This is a genomic window from Niastella sp. sgz303648 (assembly GCF_059587045.1).
Genome location: NZ_JCAPSW010000027.1, coordinates 1 through 23784 on the forward strand (window position 1 = coordinate 1; position 23784 = coordinate 23784).

Here is a 23784-nt window from a genome sequence, read left to right on the forward strand (position 1 = left end):
GTCAATTCCGTTTAACGCAAACGACTTTGCATTAAATGAAAAGGCAATTCCGTTTAATCCAAAACACTTTTCGTTAAACGCAAAGTCAATTCCGTTTAATGCAAACGACTTTGCATTAAATGAAAAGGCAAATCCGTTTAATTGTTATGCCAATTAGCTGATCCGGCCAACTTTATCTTTTTATCTGTATCTCTTCAATTACGTAGGCAACGGCGTCTTTGTCGTAATAACTGTAGTATTGTGCAGTACCAATGGCAAACTGGTTAGTGGCTTTTGCCCTGGAATCTGCATTTTGAATATAACTTTCTATTTGCTTTGGAACTGAAGGCGGCACAGTTCCTTTTGCATATTTATAATTGCTGCCATCCAGCAAAAGTTTAAAGTTGGTGCTGTTATAATTGGCGTTGCTAACTGTGGTGAAGGATGAAGATCCGGGGCGATAGTACATATGTGGGTTGTAAGTCATAACGCCGCTATAGGTGGCTCCATGATTGGTTATACCTGGCGTTACTGCCATGGAAGAAGTCTGGTAGCCACCAACATAACCACCGCTACTACCGCCGCTTGACGTGCGTATGAGGTCATGTGTTCCGATGGTAACTATATACTGGCCTTTTTCATTTTGACTAACTATTATCGCTTCTGCCCCATGGCTGAGGTCGGCAATCGCGTTTATTACATGCTTTAATTCCTTTTCATTTGCCAGCTTTCCGTAATGGCCTTCCTCCTTTGGAGGTTCTGCAAACAAGCTTTTATCGGTTTCTTTCGTGATCTCTTGTTTTGCCAGCAGTTCACCCGTGGCTATATTATGAATTGCTACCTGAATGGTCTTATTAGCTGAATTACTATTTATGATAAGCGTAAACAACTGGTTGTCTTTTTTAAAGGAATTAACCTTTAACCGTTCTTTTTCTTCTTTTTGAAAATTTTGCAACTCAATAAGGCGCTCTTTAGCGCTAAAGTCGGGTAGCTGAACGGTAAATACATGAACCGGTTTCTGTATTTGGTTTACTACAAATGTGAGATCATGAGGTGAACTGAATAACTTGGCATGTGTAGCGGCGTTGCCAAGATCGGGTTCTTCACTGCTTTTAAAGATATGCAGTTCTGAAAAATATTCGGTGATCTTGCGGCGGCTTCCGTTAACTTCCGGTACTGTAAAACCGAGATGTTTTTGCTGTACAAGGCCGGCTTCGTTTACAACGTAGAAAACAAGCTCGCTGGCTTTATTATCGGCAGTGATCGTATAAAAAGTATTGTTGTCGGAAAATGAGGCGATCACTGATTCTGTTTTAGGGATCTCAAAAAGAGAACGCTGCGTTACTTTTTTGGTATCGAAATTCACTGATTCCAATAGGAAATTGGTAACGTTTTTCTTTTCTTTTTCCTCATAAATGAAGTTGAATACCCGGCCGTTTGCCGTGCCGCCACGATAATCTGTAATATCTTCTTTAAATACAGTGCCGTCAATATCAAGGTCTATTTTGGATACTATGGCGAGGTTCTTATCAAGCTGAATGTATTCAGCTTTAACATTGTCTTTTAAAACGATCGATGCGATCGAATTAGCCTGATTGTCGAGAAAATACGCATCATAGGCGGATTTTTTCTTTTCAAACTCAAAGGGAATACTTAATATTTTTTTTTGTGCGGTTACAACAAACGGAACCAGGGAGAAGGCCAAACCGGCAAAGATTTTCATAACAGGAATCAATTGTTAAGGGGTATTCAATTGATTAAAAATAAGGATAATAATAATATTATTAATTCTACTTTGTCACATTTAGCTCTTTGATTTTATTAGGGCCTTTTAAATGTTAAAAAAACACTAATATTGGTAAATTTGTATATTTAGCCCCTTAAAGTGATGCCATTTGTATGCTTGCCGTTGCTATGAGATATTTTGCCTTTTGTTGCCTGTTCTTCTTCCTTGTATGCAAGCAAGTCGTTGGTTATCCTTTTCCCATCCGGCACCTGGGCATTGACCAGGGGCTTTCGAATAATTCGGTACGATGCATTTACCAGGATCATAATGGTTTTATCTGGATTGGAACTTTTGACGGATTGAACCGGTATGATGGTTATGATTTTAAAGTGTTTCGGAAAACAGATACCAATTCTTTACCGCATAATTATGTAACAGCTATTGGTGAAGACCATCAAAGTAATATATGGATTGGTACCAGCCAGGGGGCCGGCTTTTATAATAACCTTACGGGAAATATTTCAAAGGGAACTTTTGTTCCATCCGGCAGCAAACAAAAGCAAAGAATTTCTTTCTATATAAATGATATTAAACCAGATAGCGCCGGCAACCTTTTTCTGGGCTCCAATATTACCGGACTGCTGCTATTACATAATAATAGTACCGTTGCCATTCAGATACCTGGCCCCGGGCAGGGCCCGGGGAATGCAAAAGGCAATGTCAACTACGACGTACTGAGTATTGTTATCGATAGGCAACAAAGGGTTTGGTTGTTTGTACGGGATGTGGGTTTATGCTTTTACAACAGGGCTACCAATTCGGTACAGGTGGTAAACACCAACCTTATAGCTGCTAACTGTATGGAGGCCGACGATCAGGATAATATCTGGATAGGTACAAATACCGGACTGTATAAATATAATATCGCCGGCCATGCATTGAACGAGGTTTCTATAAAGCTTACCTCCGGTGTTGTCAACTGTATGAAGTTCGACCGGCAGCGAAACCTGTGTATTGGAACGGCAGTGGGTGTAAATATTCTTAATACTGCAACAGGAAAGCTTGATTATATTTTATCGGGGGAAAACAAAAACGGATTGACAGGAGATGATGTATACAGCATTTTAGAAGATAATGAATCACGCAAATGGATAGGGATCTCGAAAGGCGGCGTTGATATAATAGATCCACAAAATAACGGTTTTGCAACCATAGCACATGAACCGCTAACTCCCAATAGCCTGGCTTATGATTTTGTTTCTGCTTTTTATGAAGATGAGGAGCAAAACCTGTGGATCGGTACTGATAATGGTAGCATCAGTATTTGGAACCGGGAGCAAAATATGTTCAAAAATTACCGGCAAATACCGGGTATTAATGATTCCGCAAGTAATTATGCTGTTCCATCTTTTGTGAAAGACAGGATGGGTGATTTTTGGATTGCATCTTTTGGAAGCGGCATTTACAAGCTCAACAGATTTACGAAACGATTTGAACATTATAAGTGCATCAACTACAAAACCGGAGCAGAAAATAAAAATGTATGGTTGCTGTATGAAGACAGGGAAGGTAATTTGTGGGCAGCTACCTATCAAAGGGGCCTGCTGTACCTGCTGAACCGGCAAACAAATCGCTTCGAGCCCTATAACCAGGGTATAATCGACATTTTTAGTCTGGCCGAAGACCATACAGGTACTTTATGGGCCGGAACATCCTATGGCCTTTCTGTAGTTGATAAAAAAAACAGAGGATTCTTTTTTTACGAAACAGGAAAGCCGGTAAGGGCTATACTGGAAGATAAAAAAGGCAGGTTATGGTTAGGCACCGAAGGCAATGGTATCCTACTGTTCGACAAGGCAAAAGGTACCATCGCAAAAGGGTTTACCGAACAGGATGGTTTATGCAACAATTCTGTTTTAAATATATTGGAAGATGGTAGTGGCCGGTTATGGCTCAGCACTTTTCATGGCCTTTCAATGTTTAACCCCGAAGAAAAATCGTTTAGAAATTATTATCAGGAAGATGGTTTGCAAAGCAACCAGTTTGCCTATAATGCAGCACGGCGTCTTCGCTCAGGTGAATTGGTTTTTGGTGGTATCAAAGGGTTCAATATTTTCAATCCCGCCGGTTTAAAAACACGAAACTATTTTCCGCCTGTGTTTATTACAGGGTTACGAATCAATAATACACCGGTTGCTGAAGGCAGTAAATACATTACATCTGTTAAAGAAGATAAAATTGAATCGCTTAAAATTCCTTTTTCCGAAGCCGTGCTTTCAGTAGATTTTGCTGCGCTGGAATTTTCGGCTCCCGGTAAAATTTTATATTCCTATTATCTGGAGGGATGGGATAAAGGGTGGAATAACAATGGCACTATAAGAACAATCAATTACACCCGGCTTAGTGAAGGCCGGTATACACTGCATATCAGGGCAACCAACGCCGGGGAAATGTGGAACCCCAGGGAAGTTAGCCTGAATATTGTGGTTTTACCTCCCTGGTACAGAAGCTGGTGGGCTTATACCTTTTACATTATGTTGCTTGCCGGCGCCATTGTGATTTATCAGCGGTACAGGGTTAACCAAACAAAACTGGCATTCGAAATAAAGCTTGCCAAATTAAATGCTGAAAAAGAAAGAGCTGAAAGAGAAACCCAAAAGATGATAAATGATAATGAAAAAGAGATGAATGAAAAAAGACTGACATTCTTCACAAATATCTCCCATGAATTTCGCACACCAATAACATTAATAATAAATCCGATAAAAGATATTTTGAACAGGCAGGCTAAGGAAAATAAGGCCGGCTACGATGAGCTTAACATCGTTTACCGCAATTCGCACCGTTTATTGAGCCTTGTTGACCAGCTTTTGCTTTTTCGAAAAACTGAAACCAATGCCGATCAGCTAAAAATTACAAAATTTAATTTCAGTCGTTTATGTGGTGAGGTTTACCTGGCTTTTGTTCAACAGGCAAAGGCGTTAAAAATTGAATATAAATTTGAATGTGATAATGACGACCTGGAAATATATGGTGACCGCGTGAAAATGGAGATCATTTTATATAACCTGCTTTCCAATGCATTCAAATATACACCCGAAGCCGGCAAAGTGACGATAACTGTAACCTTCAATGAAAATAATATTGATCTGGTGGTTGCCGACAGTGGCTATGGTATACCAAAGGATGTAGGTGATAAATTATTTGAAAGGTTTTACCAGGTGCAGGTGGCAGGGATTCCTTCCAAACCGGGGTTTGGAATTGGTCTTTACCTGGTAAAACATTTTGTTGAGCGTCACAATGCCAACATATCCTATCAAAGTGAACCGGGAAAAGGCACTCGTTTTTTGGTGGAGTTCCAAAAAGGGAAAGTTCATTTCGGCGAACAAATTGTTTTTGATGAGAGCGCGCTCGCGATGGACGAAGAAACAATGCTTTCCCCGGAATTAAGTACACAGGAACCGGAATTTGACAATAACCTGCCTGGCCGTAATGGAGAGCAGGATGTTTTAATAAGCGAAAAAAGCGCTGTTTTATTAGTAGACGACGATAAACAGATGCGGGCTTATCTATACCAGATATTTTCCGACAAATACACCGTTTACCAGGCCGAAAACGGGGAAATGGGCGTGGAGCTTGCCTATAAATATTTGCCTGATATTATTATAAGTGATGTAAAAATGCCTGGTTTAAGTGGTATTGATTTCTGCAAAAAGGTAAAAAATGATCCTTCGATAAGCCATATTCCTGTGATATTATTAACGGCAGAATCTTCGGTTGAAAAAAAGCTCGAGGGAATGGAAGGCGGTGCGGATGATTATATTGTTAAGCCATTTGAGAAAGACCTGTTGATAGCAAAAGTTGCCAGCCTTTTAAAAAACCGTACAAACCTTCAACATTACTTCTACAATGAAATTACCCTTCGTGAAACCCACTATAAAATTTCTGAGGAATACAAGGTGTTTCTGGATAAATGCATCGCTGTAGTTGAAAAGCACCTCGACGACGAAGATTTTGGGGTTAAAACCCTGGCCGAAGAGTTAAGCATAAGTCATTCTAACTTATATAAAAAAGTAAAATCTATTTCAGGACAAACGGTAAATGCCTTTATTCGCTTTATCAGGCTCCGAAAAGCGGCCGAACTCCTCATTAATACCAACGTAAATGTAAACGAAGCAGCTTCCCGGGTTGGTTTTGCCAGTCCAAAATATTTCAGGGAACAGTTTGCAAAGCTGTTTGGAATGAACCCATCGGAATACATCAGAAAATTCAGGAAACCTTTTGGAAAGAGCTACCATGTTGATTAATGTCTTTTTTACATTTTTACGAAAATCCGTCCCTTTTGTATGATTTCAGGGACCATTCATTTTCCTCTGTCTGAGTATTTTGCATACGGTAAGCAACGATTGGCTTATCGGTAATAAGGCCAACCTTCAGGCTTAAAAATTACACTCCTAACCGAACTAATTTGCGTATGAAAAAAAATTGTACACTGAAAAACAGTGCAAAGCGACTTATTGTCCCGCTTTTTCTACTCTTCCTCTCATTTAATGCGTTTTCCCAAAAAAATGAAATTACTGTAACCGGTAAAGTAAGTTCCGACTCTGCCGTTTTGCAAGGCGCTAACGTGCAGTTAAGAGGGGATGGTAAAATAGCCGTAAGTACCGACCGAAACGGTAATTACACCATTAAGGTACCTGCCAGCGGCATCCTTGTATTCTCGATGATGAGCTACGAACAGCAGGAAGTGCCCATTAATGGCCGCAGTACGGTGAATGTGCTGATGAAATCAGCCAGCAGTCTGCTGAACGATGTGGTGGTTATTGGTTTTGGCGGCACACAAAAGAAAGCCAGCGCAGTAAGCTCCATCACTACCATTAATGTGAAAGAGCTGAAAGGGCCAACCGGCAACCTCACCAACGCACTGGCCGGCCGCATACCCGGTATGATATCATTTCAGCGAAGCGGCGAACCGGGTTTGGGTTCTGATAATTCTGCCTTTTACATCAGGGGCTTAAGTACATTCGGCTCGGGCAAGCAGGACCCGCTAATACTTATAGATGGCGTTGAATCATCTAACACTGATCTGGCCCGGTTACAGCCCGATGATATATCCGACTTTTCGGTGCTGAAAGACGCGGCCGCCGCTTCGGTATACGGCGCCCGTGGAGCCAACGGTGTGGTATTGGTAAATACCCGTACCGGCAAAGAGGGCCCGGCAAAATTTTATTTCAGGGCCGAAAACAGGGTTTCTACCAATACCAAAAATTTTAAACTGGCTGATAATATTACTTACATGACCCTGGCGAATGAAGCCGCGCTCACCCGTTCGCCACTCGCTGTTCAGCCTTACTCGCAAAATAAAATTGAACATACCAGGGCCGGCGACGATCCTTACCTGTATCCCAACAACAACTGGATAGACCAGTTGATAAAAAAGTACACGAATAACCAGAGCTATAATATGAATATTACCGGTGGTACCAATCGTGCCCGGTACTATGTAGCGGGAACGTACAACCAGGATAATGGGGTACTAAAGGTGGATCCCATTAATAATTTCAACAGCAATATCAAGCTGAAGAACTATTCCATTCGAACAAATATCAATCTAAACCTTACCAATACAACCGAACTGATTATAAGAATGTATGGCCAGTTCGATGATTATAATGGTCCTGTTGGGGGAGGTTACAAAACCTTTAATAATGCATTATGGAGTAACCCGGTTATGTTCCCCGCCGTTTACCCGCAATCACAACTCCCGTATATTACGCATCCCCTGTTTGGTTCAGGTCAAATGATGTATTCAGGCGGACTTTCCAGCACTCTTTATTTAAACCCGTATGCCGAAATGGTAAAAGGATATACGGTGTACAAAACGTCGAATGTTCAACCCCAGATCGAGTTCAAACAAAACCTGAATTTCATTACACCCGGTTTGAATTTTCGTACCATGGGTTACCTGAGAAGGTATTCTTTTTATACTGTTGACAGAAGTTATAACCCGTTTTACTATACAGCCAACATCGATCCATCTACCAAAGCATACAGCCTGCAGGCATTGAACGATGGCGGACCAACTTCTATTGGAACTACAGGTACCGAATACCTGGGATATTCAGAAGGCACCAAAGTGGTAGACTCCCGTTTTTGGCTCGAAGGCTCAATGACGTATAATCATAATTTTTACAGGCATACGGTTGGCGGATCATTGATAGCTGTTGTATCAAACTACGAAACCGGTAATGGCGGTAGTGTTACGGCTTCGCTGCCACAGCGTAACCAAACTTTTTCGGGAAGGTTTACCTACGGGTACGACAACCGTTACCTTGCCGAATTTAATTTTGGCTATAACGGCTCTGAACGTTTTGCCAAAAACAACCGTTTTGGATTCTTCCCGTCGGCCGGTATCGGATATCGCATTTCAAATGAAAGATTCTTTGAGCCGCTGAGAAAATACATAGACGACCTGAAATTCAGGGCTACCTACGGACTTGTAGGTAATGATCAAATTGGTAATATCAACGACCGGTTCTTTTACCTGTCGAATGTAAACCTCAATGACGGTGCATACGGAACTTCATTTGGGCGTAATGATGGTGTTTCGACCTATTACCGGAATGGGGTTTCTATTTCGCGATATGCCAACAATGATATTACCTGGGAACAATCCCGATCACTGAACCTGGGTATGGACCTGAAAATGTTACGGGATTTTAGTCTTACAGTAGATGTATATAAGCAATGGAGGTCAAAAATACTACAGGCCAAATCAGCTATTGGAACTACGGTAGGTTTTTCGGGAAATCCTGCTTCCAACTATGGAAAAGCAGAAACACAGGGCATAGACCTGGCTGTAAACTATCAGCATACAATTTCCAAAAATGCCTGGATAAACATGCGCGGTACATTTACCTATGCTACCAGTAAAGTAAAGGTTACAGATGAAATACAATATCCTGCCGGCATTGCATATTTGTCGAAGGTAAACCACTCTATCAATCAGGCATGGGGGTTGGTTGCAGAACGCCTGTTTGTTGATCAGAAAGAAGTAAACTACTCGCCTGTACAATATGGCGATAATACCCTGATGGCAGGTGATATCAAATACAAGGATGTAAACGGTGATGGTGTAATAAACGACGATGATATGGTGCCGATCGGCTATCCAACGCAACCTGAGATCATTTTTGGTTTTGGCGCGTCGATGGGTTATAAGCGTTTCGACTTCAGCTTTTATTTTCAGGGAGCGGCCCGTTCTTCATTCTTTATCAATCCTTACAACATACAACCATTTTATATCAACGGCTCCTATCAGAATAACCTGCTGCAGGCAATTGCCAATAATCACTGGTCAGAAGATAACCAGAATTTGTACGCTTTATGGCCCCGGCTCAGTACCGGAAGGGTTAACTCAAACAATGTATCCAGTACCTGGTGGATGCGCAGCGGCGATTTCCTGCGACTGAAAAGTGTTGATATGGGATATACCATTCCCAATATAAATGCGCTGCGATTAAGGGGTACCCGTTTTTACATTTCTGCTACCAACCTTTTTATTATCAGCAGCTTCAAATTATGGGATGTTGAAATGGGAGGTAACGGCCTCAATTATCCTGTTCAGTCTGTGTACAGCGTAGGAGCACAGCTTAATTTCTGATTATTCTCTAATTTTTTAACGATCGCTCATACAAATGAACAATTCAATAAAAAAATTGCAAAATAGCAGCTTTAACCTCGTTATACTGCTATTGGTATTGGCAGGGTGCTTACACTCCTGCAAAAAATACCTCGATGTAGTGCCCGATAATGTATCTACCATTGATAATGTTTTCAAACTGCGTATTGAAGCAGAAAAATACCTGTTCACCTGCTATTCATACCTGCCTAAAAACGGAGATGGATGGTATAATGCATCTCTTACTGCAGCTGATGAAATCTGGTACCCGCAAAACGATCAAACGCACTGGCACCCTGCTTTCAGAATAGCATTGGGACAGCAAACCGTTTCCGACCCTTATTTTAACGAATGGCAGGGTAATCTCAAAGGCAACAGCGGCACCTACAATTACCTGAAAATATGGAATGCTGTTAGTAGTTGTAATATTCTGCTTGAAAATCTGAACGACCCCACGAAAGTGCCCGACATTTCATCAACAGAACGATCACGCTGGATAGGGGAAGGATTGTTTTTGAAAGCCTTTTATCACTATTATATGCTGCGTATGTACGGTCCGATACCGATTATGAATGAAAACATACCGGTAAACGCCGACCTCACCAGTTCTTATGTAAAAAGGGCGCCTGTTGATGACTGTGTAAATGCAATTGCCGGCTGGCTCGACAGCGCTGTAACGTTGCTGCCTGAACGTATTGTTAATCAAAATACCGAACTGGGACGTGCCACCAAATCCATTGCTTTAGCCATTAAGGCAAAATTATTGGTAATGGCTGCCAGTCCGCTATTCAATGGCAATAGTGATTTTGCAAATTTCAGAGATAAAGATGGTGTGGCGCTTTTTAATTCCCAGTTCGATCAAAACAAATGGGTGAAAGCAAGAGATGCTGTTAAAGCAGCCATTGAATCGGCTGAATCGAATGGATTTTCTTTATATAAGTATACAAATGATGTATTAGGACTGAGCGATGTTACTAAAACGCAATTGAATATCCGAAATGCAATAACACAGCGCTGGGGGCCTGAATGTATTTGGGGAAATGCCCAATCTTACTTTGTAAATGAAAGTTTGTGTATGCCTCCCACCGAAAGAGGTACCAATACGAATCATGGCGCCCAGTTGCAGGGCGTTTGGGCGCCACCGATGAAAATGGTTAAGATGTTCTATACCTCCAATGGTGTTCCCATCGATGAAGATAAAACTTTAAGCTTTAACAGTTACGATCAGTTGCGAACTGCTACCACTGCCGAACAGTATAATATAGAACCAGGTTTTGTAACCGCCCGTATCAATTACGACCGCGAGCCCCGCTTTTATGCCGACCTGGGCTTCGATGGCAGCATTTGGTATATGAAAGATGGAAATGCCACCGGAAGTGATGTTGGCACATTTTACCTGAAGGCCAAGAATGGCCAGAGTGCCGGTTTTGGAGATTTCAGAAACTGGAGCGAAACCGGATATTTTGTAAAAAAACTGGTGAGCTGGGAATCTACCACACGAGGCACATCGGCGCCCGTATGGCGTCAGTTTCCCTGGCCCGAAGTACGCCTGGCCGATCTGTATTTGCTATACGCCGAAGCCGAAAATGAAGTGAATGGAGGTTCTTTATTGGCCATCAGCTACCTCGATAAAATAAGAGATCGTGCAGGTCTTAAAGGCGTTGTTGAATCCTGGACCAATTATTCCAACAACCCTTCAAAATATACCACCAAAGCAGGCCTGCGCACAATCATTCACCGGGAACGCACAATCGAAATGATGTTTGAAGGGCAACGGTTGTGGGATCTGAAACGCTGGAAGGAAGCTGCCGATGAATTGAATAAAGATATCAGCGGCTGGAGCATAACGGGTTCAACAGATAATACCTACTACAAGGAACGGTTTATCTATAACCAGAAATTTATTGCCCCAAGAGATTATTTCTGGCCTATCGGAAACTACGAAACCCGCCGCAATCCTAGCCTGGTCGAAAACCAGGGCTGGTAATTCTAATTTATAATGATGTAAACGCCATATAATGAAACCTGTTTTAAAATTATTTGTGCTGTTAATTATTGCCGTACTTATTGATGTTTCGTGCAATAAAAAACTGGAATCACACCAGCCTGTGAGCGATGATCCTACTGTACCGCCGCCCGTAACCAATATAACAGTTGTGAACGGCAATGGTAATGCAACCATCAGCTATGCCGTACCAAAAGATTCCATTCTGTCGTATGTGAAAGCTGTATTTACGATTACTACCGGAACGCAATATGAAACAAAAGCCTCCTACTATAATAATTCGCTGTTGGTAGATGGTTTTGCCGACACGCTGGAGCATGAAGTGAAATTGTATTCCGTAAGCAGGTCAGAGGTAATGTCGGAACCCGTGATTGTAAAAATCAAACCACTGATTGCACCCATCTGGCAGGCATACCGCAGCTTGCAGGTAATAAATGCATTCGGAGGTTACAACCTTACTGCAAAAAATGCATCCAAAGCCAATATCTCTATCATTGTAACAAAAAAGAATGTATTCGGCGAGTACGAAGCCGACAATGATAAAAGTGTTTTTACAAATGCAGACAGCATATTAAGTAAAGTGCGCGGCCTCGACACAATGGAATACCGTTTTGGCTTTTTCGTAAAAGACCACTGGGGTAATAAAACCGATACCATATACAAACTGGTTAAGCCGATATACGAAACAGAGCTGCCCAATACAAACTTTTCTGAATTTACATTGCCCGGAGATGCTCCGCAATGGAACAACAACGAAACAGCTGTGCGTTATACCTGGGATGCAAAGTATGGCTGGCCCTGGACCAGTTTCACCAGCCAAACAGCCGGTGGGTCGGGCCCTCACATGATTACATTTAATACAGGAATGCTTGCCAGGGTAAGCAGGGTGTGGATTCGCCCTTACCCTGAGGGAACCCGTTATTATTATCTCACTACTATGAAACGCTTTGAAATTTATGGCGCTGCCAATCCATCGCTCAGCGGGGCATTGGATAATACCTGGACGCTGCTGGGATCTTATACAGTAACAAAACCTTCGGGCCTTCCTTATGGCACAGATGATGCCACCGACCAGGCAACTGCAATCGCCGGATTTAGCTGGGAGGCAGATGTAACAGCGCCTAAAGTAAAGTACATCCGCATCCGTTGCCTCGAAAACTTCGCGGGTGGCACTGCCCAAAGCATCAATGAATTGAAAGTATACGGAGATCCCCGTTAACCCCAAAATGATAGCATATGAAAAAAATAAATATCGTTTTAATCCTGTTTGTGATAGCTGTAACAACTGTGTGTTGTTCCAAATGGGATGACTATAAAAAATATACAGCCGGTGGCGAAACGACCTATACCGGCAAAATGGATTCGGTTAAAATATATCCCGGCAGATTACGGGTGAAGTTGACCGGGTTGTTGCCGGCCGATCCTAACATAACCAGGTGTAAAATAACCTGGAACGGAGGCAATGATTCCATTGAATACAGCATCAGCAAAAGCACAGGTGTTGATTCATTTAATAAAATAATTAATGTACCTGAAGGCGTAAACAGTTTCACCATTCAAACCTTTGATGCAAGAGGTAATGGTTCATTGATTACAAACGCTGTAGGTACCGCTTACGGTCCTAAATATGAAAGCGGACTTACCAACCGGCCTGTTGCCCGTGCTGAACTGCTCACCACCGGAAATGCTGAAATAACCTGGGATAATTTTGACACAACATCCGGAGCGAAAAATACGGTGATCACCTATACAACTAATAGCAATACTACTGCTACGGTATTGGTACCGTTTAGTCAGTCAGTAACTTCGCTGCCAAATTTTAAAGGCGGCACTTCTGTCAGCCTTGTTACAAAATATTTACCGGTTCCAACTGCCATCGACACATTCTACAGCGCAGCGCAAACAGTAGGGGTGATGTATGATGTAACGTCGCTTTATATAAATAATGCCGGAATCAACTTTACGAACTCCGATGGTGGTACAGGCAGATGGCGTACTCCGGCCATATGGACTACTACAGCTGATGTAAGGAACGGCGGTAACGATATCGGTGGGCTGGATGCAGGAGGGTGGCTGCCTTCTATTGCACTTTCTATTGAAGCATGGTGGGGAATGACAGCGATACCCAATGGAAAAATTTATCAAACCATTACATTGCCTGCCGGAAAATATACATTTATCGCTACTGCAGGCGATTGTTCATCGGGCGGTACCAAATACGTAACAGTAGCAGCGGGCAGTATGTTGCCCGATATTGGAAATGTGCCGGCTAACGCCATTGTTTATAAAACCATTGAAAAGTATACTGATAATAAACTCAACTTTACATTAGCGAGCCCTACCCAGGTTGCTGTTGGCATACAGGCGGGCATGGCTGCCGAAGGAAACTATATGAAAGTATTCAAGGTCAGGTTGTATGGAACTCCGTGATCACTGAATAAACAAACAATCTCAATAAATAAAGGATCGCTTAAACGCGGTCCTTTGTGCTTTTATAACAGCAATCAAATCTCAAATACTATTCACCGATTGGTGCTGTTTGCGATAGCCATCGGGTGTTAAACCGAGATTCGTTGAAGAAAAAAATGCACCGTTTGCGGGAAGTTTGGCAGTTAAAAATAAATGTGTAATTTACATATATCATTTTTGGGCCGCTTTGATTAACCGCGAATTTGCCTTTATGGATTACGGACTGCTTGCCGATGACGTATTGCTTAAGCTTTTGAAAATAAGTGACGAACTTGCTTATAAAGAAATTTATTTACGTTATTGGAGAAGATTGTATCGTTCTGCCGTAAGCAAAACAAATAGTAAAGAAGTTGCTGAAGATATTATTCAAAGTGTATTTGCCGACCTCTGGGAAAGGAGAGAGCGTCACCAGATTAACAGTATCACGGCTTATCTTGAAACTGCAGTGAAATACCAGATTATCAATTACATTAAAACAGCAATTTCCAAACGGGCTCAATATTCAGGTTTCAGTGAGTTGCAAAAAACAGAGGAAAATCCGGCTGACATGCCGTTGTTGGTTCAGGAGCTTAATATGGCTATTGATAAAGCGATTAGCCAATTACCACAAAAAACACAAACGATTTTCCGCTTAAGTCGTTTTGAAAAACAATCCAATAAAGACATTTCCCGGATCATGGATCTGTCGGAGAAAACTGTTGAATATCATATTACACAATCCTTGAAATCACTGCGCTTTTTCCTGAAAGACTTTATTCTCGTTGATTTTATACTCTTATTGTTTGAAAAATTCCATAATTGATGCCGCAGCCGGCTTAATAAAACGTTTTGCCTGGTGATTTTTACTGTTCCCCGATTGATTAAATGGCAAAAAATGGTTTAACTAATACAACCTGATTGCAGACTTGTTGTAAAGAATTTCCTGAAAATTTTATTATTGGTTTAGGGTAAAGTGGGTTTGTGTTGACTATTATATTATAAGTGCCTCAAATTGTTCAAATGATGAACCATAAAGCATTCCGTCAGTTACTTAAAAGGTACCTGGATAATTCCTGTACAGATGATGAAAGAAAAATTATTGATCAATGGTATGAACTGTTGGACAGTGGAAATGTGGACTTATCTGAGAGGGAGATGAATGAAGTTGAAAACCGTCTTTGGAATAAATTACAATCCACTGCGAGTGAAAAAGTTACCGTATTATCTGTTGTGAAGCGGAAAAAATTTTCATGGAAATATGCCGCTGCTGCATGTTTCCTGGGATTGGTTTTGCTAACTGGTATTTTATGGTTCAGGAGTAATGGAAAAGCGCCGGCTACCAATGCATTGGTTGCCGCAAAGGCGACCGGGGGATTTTTGGAACAATCCAATACCGGCAATGCCCCCAAAAGCCTGCAATTGGAAGATGGCAGTTCTGTTATTATTTATCCTGGTTCCAAACTGGCTTTCCCAAAACATTTTGCTGCCGGTAAAAGGGAAGTTTATCTCGAAGGAGAAGCCTTTTTTAAAGTCAGCAAAAACCCTAACCGCCCCTTTTTTGTTTATAATAATAATATAGTTACGCAGGTGCTGGGCACCAGTTTTAACATTCGTGGAAAGAATGGACAGGTGGAAGTGGCGGTAAAAACAGGCAGGGTAGCTGTGTATGAAAATAAAGAGCAGCTTACGCCTGATGAAGTGCAGCAAAAATCGAACGGAGTTATTATTACCCCCAATCAGAAAGTTACCTATTACCAGCAGGAAAGACATTTTGTTACTTCAATAGTAGATCAGCCGGTTCCTGTTCCTAAAGAATCCAAAAATAAGGAGGCTCGTTTTATATATAATGAAACACCGCTTTATAAGGTGTTGAACGATCTTGAAAACACGTATGAACTGGAGATCGTTCTTGAGAACGATAAAATCAGGAATTGCCTTTTTACGGGTGACCTCACCGGACAAACCCTGTTCAATAAACTGGAAGGTATTTGCCTTGTTTTTAACGCAACTTATGAGATCAGGGGCACCAAGATCTTATTAAAAGCGGCAAAAGAATGCCCTTAAAAATGATTGCTTATTAATAACCTCAAAAAAAACTGCCATATGAGAAAGAATCCAACATAAAAATCTACAAAAAATAAAAGCCGGCAATATTCGGAGTATTGCCAGCCTTCAACATCCGCGCCAAAGGCGACGAATGGGTTTTGCCCGCTCAGATTATTCACGTCCAAAACCATCACAATTTATGGAAAATAAGTTACTTATTGCTTTAACCCGGTTGGCAATGAGATTAATGATTATTCAAATACTAATTGCTTTTACTGTTTTTTCATCTTACGCTACTCCTGCAAACGGGCAGGATGCGCTCAATAGAAAAATTTCCATTGCTGTTAACAATTCCGAATTAAAAGCGGTATTGGAGAAAGTACAAACAGCAGTGGATGCAAAGTTTGTATTTAGCTCAACCATCATAAACGTAAAAAGAAAATTGAGTTTTTCAGTTCAGGATAAAACGCTGGCTGAATTTCTACAAACGATCATAGCGCCTTTGGGCATCAAATATAGAGCCGTTGGCAATCTGATCATTTTGTATGATGCAAGAGAAAAGGAACAGGATAATAATAGTGTAGCCGTTAATAGTACTTCTGCAACTGAAGAAAAAAAGCCGGTAAACCGGGATATTTCGGGAGTGGTATTGAGTGAAAAACAAGAACCGGTACCAGGGGCTTCTGTATTCATTCAGGGTACTTCCATCGGTACAGTTACCGACATGAGTGGAAAATTTCATTTATCAGTTCCTGATAATGAAACTGTGATCCTGGAAATTTCTTCAGTAGGTTTCCAAACCCAAACGGTGGAAGTTAACGCGAATACATCCGCTGTGAATGTTACCATGAGTACCAGTGCAGGAAGCATGAACGAGGTAATTGTAATAGGGTACGGTACCCAGAAAAGGGGCGATGTTACCAGTTCTGTGGCGTCGGTAAAAGCGCAAAATTTTATAAAGGGTTCTGTAAGAGATGCCGGTCAGTTAATTCAGGGAAAAGTGGCAGGGTTAACGGTTATAAACCCAAGCGGCGATCCTACCGGTTCTTCACAGATCATATTAAGAGGCCAGTCTACATTAATGGGGGTGAATCAAAATCCGTTGGTATTGATAGATGGTGTTCCCGGAGATCTGCGAATGATAACTCCGCAGGATATTGAATCCATTGATGTGTTAAAAGACGGTTCTGCAGCCGCTATTTACGGTACCCGTGGTACGAACGGTGTTATATTTATCACAACAAAAAGAGCAAACGCGAATAATAGAACATCGGTCGATTACGGCACGTTTGCCAGCGTTCAAACCATTGCACGAAAGCTGGATATGTCTACCGCAGGCGATATGCGGGCACAAATAGCTGCGGGGCAGCGTCAAAACCAGTTGATCGATCAGGGCGCCAGCACAGATTGGCTGAAAGAAATTACAAGAACGCCGTTTTCGCAGGATCACAATCTCACCATTCGCGGCGGTAATGCTACCACCAATTACCTGGCGAGCCTGAACTATGACAATGCACAAGGCTTGTTCTTAAAATCATACAACCAGATATTTTCAGGGCGGTTCGATATGAACCATAGCATGTTCAACAACCGGCTCAAAGTAAACGTAAATGCCTTTAGCTCTTCCCGGAAATTAAATGGATTTAATACCGGCGAATATTTGCAGGCCCTGCGGCAAAACCCCACAGCACCTGTGAAGAACCCTGACGGTACGTGGTTCCAGGAATTAAGCAAATTTGAATACCAAAGCCCTGTTTCGGATCTCATGGAAAGTGATGGGCAAACCAATGAAGTACTTACCAGGTTTAACGGTTCGTTGGCCTACACACTTGTTAAGGGATTAAAATTATCTGCCTTGTTCTCGTACTCAAAATGGATGCAGGAATATGGCTATGCCGAAACCAAACAACACGCCTCAACACTGCGGGATAACAGGAATGGATATGCCAGGGAAGGCGGCGCCGAATCAATTGACCGTTTAACTGAAATAACCGCTGAATATTCAAAGTCTTTATCAAGCCACAATTTCTCTTTATTGGGTGGGTATAGTTACCAGGAGAATGATTACAACAATCATTATATGGAGAACTGGGATTTCCCTACAGATATATTCAGCTGGCACAACATAGCACTGGGAAGGGCCATCAGCAGTGGTGATTATGTAAATCTTGCCCGGAACTATCAGTCCGAAACCAATCTGATCGGTCTCTTTGGAAGGCTTACTTATAACTATGATCAGAAGTATTTGTTTATGGCAAGCTTTCGCAGGGAAGAAGCCAGCCAGCTTTGGGGTACCAATAATAAATGGGGAACATTCCCGGCGGTATCTGCCGGCTGGCGGATAAGCCGCGAATCATTTATGAATGGTCAAAGTATCATCAATGACCTGAAATTAAGAGCAGGGTATGGTGTTACCGGTTCTCAGCCATCTGACTTATTCCGTGGGGTTGCCTTGCTCGGTTATAGCGGTTATGTTTTATCAAATGGTACCTGGGTACAAACCCTGGTGCCTACGCAAAATGCCAATCCTGATCTGAAATGGGAAGAAAAGCGTGAAACGAATATTGGTCTCGACTTCAGCTTATTGAACAACAGGATCAGCGGTAGTGTTGATCTATACGATCGTCAGATCCATAACCTGCTTTACCTGTTCGAAGTGCCCAGTCCGCCAAATTTATACAACCGAACACTTGCAAACGTTGGTACACTGGAAAATAAGGGATTGGAAGTATCGCTGAATTTTGTTCCCGTATCAAAAAGAGATTTCCAATGGAACTCCACGCTTAATTTCTCTACCAACTCCAATAAGCTGAAAAGTCTTTCCAACGACCTGTATAAAACGTCAACTGATTATATCCGGGTGGGAGCAATATTTCCTCCCATTCAAACCTTCTCGCATCTGTTAAAAGTTGGCGGACCGGTTGGTGATTTTTATGGCTACAAAGTGGTGGATATTGGTAATGATCCATCAGATTTAGCCAACTATGGTCAATGGATCTATGAAGGAAAGGATGGCAAGCCGGTGAATTATTCTTCATTTAGTCACTCATTTGAAGACAAAAAAGTAATTGGGAATGGTTTGCCCAAATACTACCTGTCGTGGAATAATAACTTTCAGTATAAGAACTGGGATCTGGCAATTACGCAAAGAGGCGCTTTCAAATTTCAGGTGGCAAACCTGCAGCGGATGATGTTTGAGAATCCAACACAGGCGCAATACAATCTTTTAAAGAATGCGTTTGATCCGGTATACGGAAAAACCCAGCTGAAATCGCCTGTGGAATTCAATAGTTATTATATTGAAAAAGGTGATTTCTGGAAGATCGACAACATAACACTGGGTTATAATTTAAAAAGTACCGGTTTAAAATATATTAAGTCTGCAAGAGTCTATATAGCCACTCTCAATACATTTATTATTACAGGTTACAAGGGTATAGATCCCGAGGTTAGTTTACGCAATGGAACTTCTACTGCCCAATCGGGTGTAGTACAGGTTCCCACTTCAGGTCTTGATCCCGGAATGGATTCACCGTTCAAATATCCAACCACCCGTTCCTTTAGCGTTGGACTTAACGTAACGTTCTAACCTTTAATTAATTCAGCAATGAAAAAGACAAATCATTATATAGTGGCTGGCATATTAATGCTGATCGTTGGTTCGATGTTGTTTTCTGCCTGCACAAAATTGAAAAATACCTCTTCTAACCAGATCATTTCAAGTGAATTTGTGCCTTCGGCCTCCGATTTGCCGGCATTAGCAGGTGCTGCCTACGTTGACTGGCGTGGCCTTCTGTTGCAATGGAATACGGTTTACCGGGCACAGGAAGTTTCAGGTGATGAAATGCTTACCCCTGCACGCCCGAATGGGTGGGTAGATGGTGGTGTTTACCGGCGTATCCATGAACATAAATGGACATCGGACGACGATATTGTGATCAATATCTGGACAAGGGCTTACCAGGGAATCACCAATTGCAACCGTATCATTTACCAGGTTCAATCAGGAGCAATACCTGTTGCTGCAAAGGATACCGCTGCATTGGTTTCAGAAATGAAATTGTTGCGGGCCTCTTACTATTGGGTATTATGCGACATCTATGGTAATGTTCCTATTGTTGACAGGTTCGATGTGCCCGCAGGTTATTTACCTAATCAAAATACAAGGAAGGAAGTATATGACTTTATTGTAAATGATCTTGTTGCCAACATTCCAAAAGTGACCGCTGATGTAAGCACAAGCACATATGGCAAGTTCAATAAATGGGCCGGGTTGGCGCTGTTGGCGAAGATGTATTTGAATGCAGAAGTTTACACGGGTACGTCACAATGGGACAAGTGCAAAGCTGTTTGTGATACCATCATCAACTTTGCAACAAGTACTGGTAAGATTGCTCTGGAAGCCAGCCAAAAAAGTGTGTTTGTAACAAATAACGAAAATTCGAAAGAGATCATTTTTGCATTGCCTTTCGATTCAAAATATGTAAATGATTGGAATTCCTTTGATATCCATATGCAAACCCTGGAGCCGGAGAATCAAAAAACATACAATCTGCAATTTTCTCCCTGGGGTGGTGTATGCGCAGTGCCCCAGTTTATAAACACCTTTGATCCGGAAGACAGTCGCTTGCTGGATAATTATATCAGGGGACAACAATTCACGGCAACAGGCGATAGTATTTTTGGAACTATGGGCGCTTATGTAGGAAAGCCGCTGGCCTATCGCAATTATTTACCGGGGGTTGATGTATCGGATGAAGTGGATGGTTTCAGGCTGGGAAAATTTGAAATAGCTATGTCAGCTACCAATCGCCTGAGCAACGACTGGCCTCTGTTCAGGTATGCTGATATTTTAATGATGAAAGCGGAGAGTTTGTTAAGATTGGGAAGCGCTGATGCGGCTGCAACCATAGTAACGCAGGTGCGCACACGCGCTTTTAAATTAAATCCGGCGAAGGCTGTTGTAACAGGCGCGCAATTATCAGGAGGAAGCAGTTATGATTATGGCCTTCGAAATCATTTGATGTCAACTTCCGAAGGTGGCGCTGATATTAAATATGGCAGGTTCCTCGACGAATTGGGTTGGGAGTTTAATCAGGAAGCCCGCAGAAGAACAGATATGATCAGATTTAACGTGTTTACCAAAAAATCATGGTTATCTCATTCTCCAAATGGTGATTACAGAGCCTTATATCCTATTCCGAAAACGGAGATGGATAAGAATGGAAATTTGCACCCGAATCCCGGGTATTAAATCAATCACAAGACAGTAATCTAAAATTTAAAACCCATTTCGATGGGTTTTAAATTTTACCTGAATAAAACTATTCGCCAATGAGGAATTGTTAGTAAAATTATCTAAGTATTTATTCTTAGTGAATGGTATAAGAGAACTGGTTAACAGAATAATAGAAGAAGATGAGAAAAACAGGCGTATTTATTAAATGTATAAATACGAGTGTAGAATTGACTTTTATAGTGGTTAAAATAATTTTCATGATAAAAGTTTATCAAAAAAAGCAATTACAAAACGTAAAGCGTTTCCACCTATCATTGTAAACGAGTGCTTGACTTAAATCTAAATTTTTAAAAAATTATTGATATGAATATTTCAGGCACCATGTTTGTTAAGAAACCGTGACATACTCTTTTTGAAAAACGAAATATCCCTATGATGAGCACCACTCTATTGAAATTCCTCCGGAATGCGCTAATTGCAACCGGAGCCTGGTTAAAGGCCCGACAAGGAGCCCCAAAAAAAGAAATCCGTGCCTTCACAGTAAAACGAGCGCTGAAACACTCTTTCGCGCTATCAGGAAATATCCATCTACACAGTCCGCAAATAGTCAAATCCCGCTACATCGGCAGACGTTTAAGGATTTATCATTCACCAACAGAAGAATTTTGGACCTAATTACGACGTGAAAAATTGATCTTCATTTTTCACCGGAAAGACATTTTTCAATCTCAACCAATATTGCAGCTTTTTTAAAAGTATGCAATGGAGGCTGCAGATGTGAGATGGTTGTTTTTTGCACCATAATCAAAAAGAGTATCAGAATGGAATGCATGGACAAAAGAAGGGAAGACGAATTAATGTCAGCGTAAACGAAGCAGTCGTAACCTTATGGAAGAACCTTACCTACAGCGTTAGCTATTTTCCTCATTCGGCCGTTTATCCTATGTAAGATGCTTTTCCGGCTAACCGGAAAAGACGGAGACCATACTATATCACGCGCAGTAACAATTGTGCCTGTTAGTTAGTGTTTCGCCCGCGCGAAATCACTGGTAAAAGCTGCATTAGTTTGTGGCGTGGGAGAAGTATGCACCACTCATAAAAGGTAAACTGAAAAAGTTAAAAGTGCCTTTGTGGTTAACGTATCGCAGGTTTTAAAACATACCTGTGGTGCGAACAGGAAAGCCCTATGCATGAACGATAGTGACCCGACCACTTAAAAACTGTATTTAAATTTTAATTAATAACCTCAAATGAAAACATCAATGCGTAAAACAGGTAATTTCTTTCGTAAAAACCAGCGTGTGCTGGCCGTGGCCCTTGTGTTAGCTTCACTAAGTGCTTGTAGAAAAGAGAAAAGTGTTGATCCGAACGTTGATCAGAATGAATTGAACGCTTCAGTTTCAACCCAGGCAATTGGTAATCTTTTGTATCATGAAACTGCTGATGGCACTTTAAGTACCTATCCATCATATCAGGCAGCAGCTTCCTATTCAATCACAGCTTCAACAAATCAGTTTTACAACGGTACCAAATCGATGCGTTTTGAATTAAGGGATACTGATCCTGAGGTGTCGAACGGTACAAGAGCTGAGTTATCTTTTCCGGTAACTACAAACAAAAACCGCTGGTATTCTTATGCTTTGTATATTCCGGCTGCTCAGTATAAAGACGATCCTCAGGATGAAGTGATCAGCCAGTGGCATCAGGGCGGTGGCGCTACTCCGGCTCTTTGTTTGCGTACAAAATCAGGCCACATTTATCTGAGAATCCTGGGAACTATATGGATCGATCTGGGTGCTATTGATAAAGACCACTGGCATGCATATGTAATGCATGTGATCCATTCATCAGGATCTGATGGATTGGTTCAGATATGGCGTGATGGGCAAAAACTTGTTGATCGTCAGGGCCCCTGCGCTTATGATATGTCGACTGGTACTTATCATATGCCATTCTGGAAAATGGGTGTTTACAAGTCTGACTGGAATGGTACCAGCACTACAACCACCAACCTGCGCGTGCTTTATTTCGATGACATAAAGATGGGTAACGAAAACGCTACCTATAATGATATGGTGCCTGTGCCAAGTGGTAGTGTAACTCCAACTCCTACACCGACACCTACACCTACACCAACGCCGACTCCAACACCCACTCCCACAACTTCAGGGCAGAGTATTGCGAGCTTTACTTTGGTTAACTCGGCCACAGAAAAAGATGTGCTGACTATTGCTAATGGACAAACCATTAGCCTGAGTGCACTGGGTCTTACTAAAATGAACATCCGCGCAAATACCAGTCCTTCAACAGTGGGAAGCGTAAAGTTTGAATTAAGCGGACCTCAAAGCAAATCTACTTTTGATAACAAGGCGCCTTATGCGTTGATGGGCGATGATGGAAATGGTAATTACTTTTATGGTATCTGGGGTCCTCCGGCTGTGGGCATCTATACGCTGAAAGCTACACCTTACACATTGGCTGATGTAACCGGTACAGCGGGTACTTCAAAAACCATCACTTTTACTGTAGCAAAATAGAGCGATTTAATGTTAATGGAAATAAAAAAGGCGATCCTGCTATTTGCAGGACCGCCTTTTTGCATACAACCCGTTTAAATATTTGGTATCTTTATAATTGAAATCCCTCAAAGTGATTCCAAA

Annotated in this window: 12 protein-coding genes; 10 read left to right on the forward strand and 2 right to left on the reverse strand. The window is 41.7% G+C overall.

The genetic code is table 11. The features are described 5' to 3' along the window. Positions 1 to 172: 172 nt before the first annotated feature. Positions 173 to 1702, reverse strand: a complete 1530-nt coding sequence (locus AC59IL_RS37230) for a hypothetical protein (RefSeq protein ID WP_496557335.1) — start codon at positions 1700 to 1702, stop codon at positions 173 to 175. Positions 1703 to 1878: 176 nt separating this feature from the next. Here AC59IL_RS37230 and AC59IL_RS37235 point away from each other — a divergent pair, with 176 nt between their 5' ends. The 9 genes from AC59IL_RS37235 (at position 1879) to AC59IL_RS37275 (ending at position 21139) form a co-directional block, all read left to right on the forward strand. Next, positions 1879 to 6012 carry a two-component regulator propeller domain-containing protein gene (locus tag AC59IL_RS37235; RefSeq protein ID WP_496557336.1) on the forward strand — a complete coding sequence of 1378 codons (4134 nt, stop codon included), beginning with the start codon at positions 1879 to 1881 and terminating at the stop codon, positions 6010 to 6012. 167 nt (positions 6013 to 6179) lie between these two features. Further along, complete coding sequence (locus AC59IL_RS37240) at positions 6180 to 9368, forward strand: SusC/RagA family TonB-linked outer membrane protein (protein WP_496557337.1); 3189 nt, start codon at positions 6180 to 6182, stop codon at positions 9366 to 9368. Positions 9369 to 9402: 34 nt separating this feature from the next. Beyond that, positions 9403 to 11373, forward strand: coding sequence for a RagB/SusD family nutrient uptake outer membrane protein (locus AC59IL_RS37245; protein WP_496557338.1), 1971 nt, complete (start codon positions 9403 to 9405; stop codon positions 11371 to 11373). A gap of 31 nt (positions 11374 to 11404) precedes the next feature. Next, positions 11405 to 12610, forward strand: coding sequence for a DUF4959 domain-containing protein (locus AC59IL_RS37250; RefSeq protein ID WP_496557339.1), 1206 nt, complete (start codon positions 11405 to 11407; stop codon positions 12608 to 12610). Between the two features lie 17 nt (positions 12611 to 12627). Further along, positions 12628 to 13821 (forward strand): DUF4998 domain-containing protein, encoded by a 1194-nt coding sequence (locus AC59IL_RS37255; RefSeq protein WP_496557340.1) that lies wholly within the window; start codon positions 12628 to 12630, stop codon positions 13819 to 13821. Between the two features lie 250 nt (positions 13822 to 14071). After that, the gene (locus tag AC59IL_RS37260) at positions 14072 to 14662 is read left to right on the forward strand and encodes an RNA polymerase sigma-70 factor (RefSeq protein WP_496557341.1); all 591 of its coding nucleotides are present in this window, start codon (positions 14072 to 14074) and stop codon (positions 14660 to 14662) included. A gap of 197 nt (positions 14663 to 14859) precedes the next feature. Next, positions 14860 to 15903, forward strand: a complete 1044-nt coding sequence (locus tag AC59IL_RS37265; protein ID WP_496557342.1) for a FecR family protein — start codon at positions 14860 to 14862, stop codon at positions 15901 to 15903. A gap of 220 nt (positions 15904 to 16123) precedes the next feature. Next, entirely contained in the window at positions 16124 to 19474 is a 3351-nt protein-coding gene (locus tag AC59IL_RS37270; protein WP_496557343.1) for a SusC/RagA family TonB-linked outer membrane protein, read from the forward strand. A gap of 18 nt (positions 19475 to 19492) precedes the next feature. Next, positions 19493 to 21139: a RagB/SusD family nutrient uptake outer membrane protein gene (locus AC59IL_RS37275; RefSeq protein ID WP_496557344.1), complete on the forward strand. Its 1647-nt coding sequence runs from the start codon at positions 19493 to 19495 to the stop codon at positions 21137 to 21139. 118 nt (positions 21140 to 21257) lie between these two features. Here AC59IL_RS37275 and AC59IL_RS37280 read toward each other — a convergent pair whose 3' ends face one another. Beyond that, positions 21258 to 21383 (reverse strand): hypothetical protein, encoded by a 126-nt coding sequence (locus tag AC59IL_RS37280; protein WP_496557345.1) that lies wholly within the window; start codon positions 21381 to 21383, stop codon positions 21258 to 21260. Positions 21384 to 22374: 991 nt separating this feature from the next. Here AC59IL_RS37280 and AC59IL_RS37285 point away from each other — a divergent pair. Further along, positions 22375 to 23661 carry a polysaccharide lyase family 20 protein gene (locus AC59IL_RS37285; protein WP_496557346.1) on the forward strand — a complete coding sequence of 429 codons (1287 nt, stop codon included), beginning with the start codon at positions 22375 to 22377 and terminating at the stop codon, positions 23659 to 23661. Positions 23662 to 23784 lie beyond the last annotated feature (123 nt).

Bases quoted from the DNA above. Each gene is read 5' to 3' on its own strand.
- AC59IL_RS37230 (WP_496557335.1), bottom strand. From the start codon at position 1,702: ATGAAAATCTTTGCCGGTTTGGCCTTCTCCCTGGTTCCGTTTGTTGTA.
- AC59IL_RS37235 (WP_496557336.1), top strand. From the start codon at position 1,879: ATGCTTGCCGTTGCTATGAGATATTTTGCCTTTTGTTGCCTGTTCTTC.
- AC59IL_RS37240 (WP_496557337.1), top strand. From the start codon at position 6,180: ATGAAAAAAAATTGTACACTGAAAAACAGTGCAAAGCGACTTATTGTC.
- AC59IL_RS37245 (WP_496557338.1), top strand. From the start codon at position 9,403: ATGAACAATTCAATAAAAAAATTGCAAAATAGCAGCTTTAACCTCGTT.
- AC59IL_RS37250 (WP_496557339.1), top strand. From the start codon at position 11,405: ATGAAACCTGTTTTAAAATTATTTGTGCTGTTAATTATTGCCGTACTT.
- AC59IL_RS37255 (WP_496557340.1), top strand. From the start codon at position 12,628: ATGAAAAAAATAAATATCGTTTTAATCCTGTTTGTGATAGCTGTAACA.
- AC59IL_RS37260 (WP_496557341.1), top strand. From the start codon at position 14,072: ATGGATTACGGACTGCTTGCCGATGACGTATTGCTTAAGCTTTTGAAA.
- AC59IL_RS37265 (WP_496557342.1), top strand. From the start codon at position 14,860: ATGATGAACCATAAAGCATTCCGTCAGTTACTTAAAAGGTACCTGGAT.
- AC59IL_RS37270 (WP_496557343.1), top strand. From the start codon at position 16,124: ATGAGATTAATGATTATTCAAATACTAATTGCTTTTACTGTTTTTTCA.
- AC59IL_RS37275 (WP_496557344.1), top strand. From the start codon at position 19,493: ATGAAAAAGACAAATCATTATATAGTGGCTGGCATATTAATGCTGATC.
- AC59IL_RS37280 (WP_496557345.1), bottom strand. From the start codon at position 21,383: ATGAAAATTATTTTAACCACTATAAAAGTCAATTCTACACTCGTATTT.
- AC59IL_RS37285 (WP_496557346.1), top strand. From the start codon at position 22,375: ATGAAAACATCAATGCGTAAAACAGGTAATTTCTTTCGTAAAAACCAG.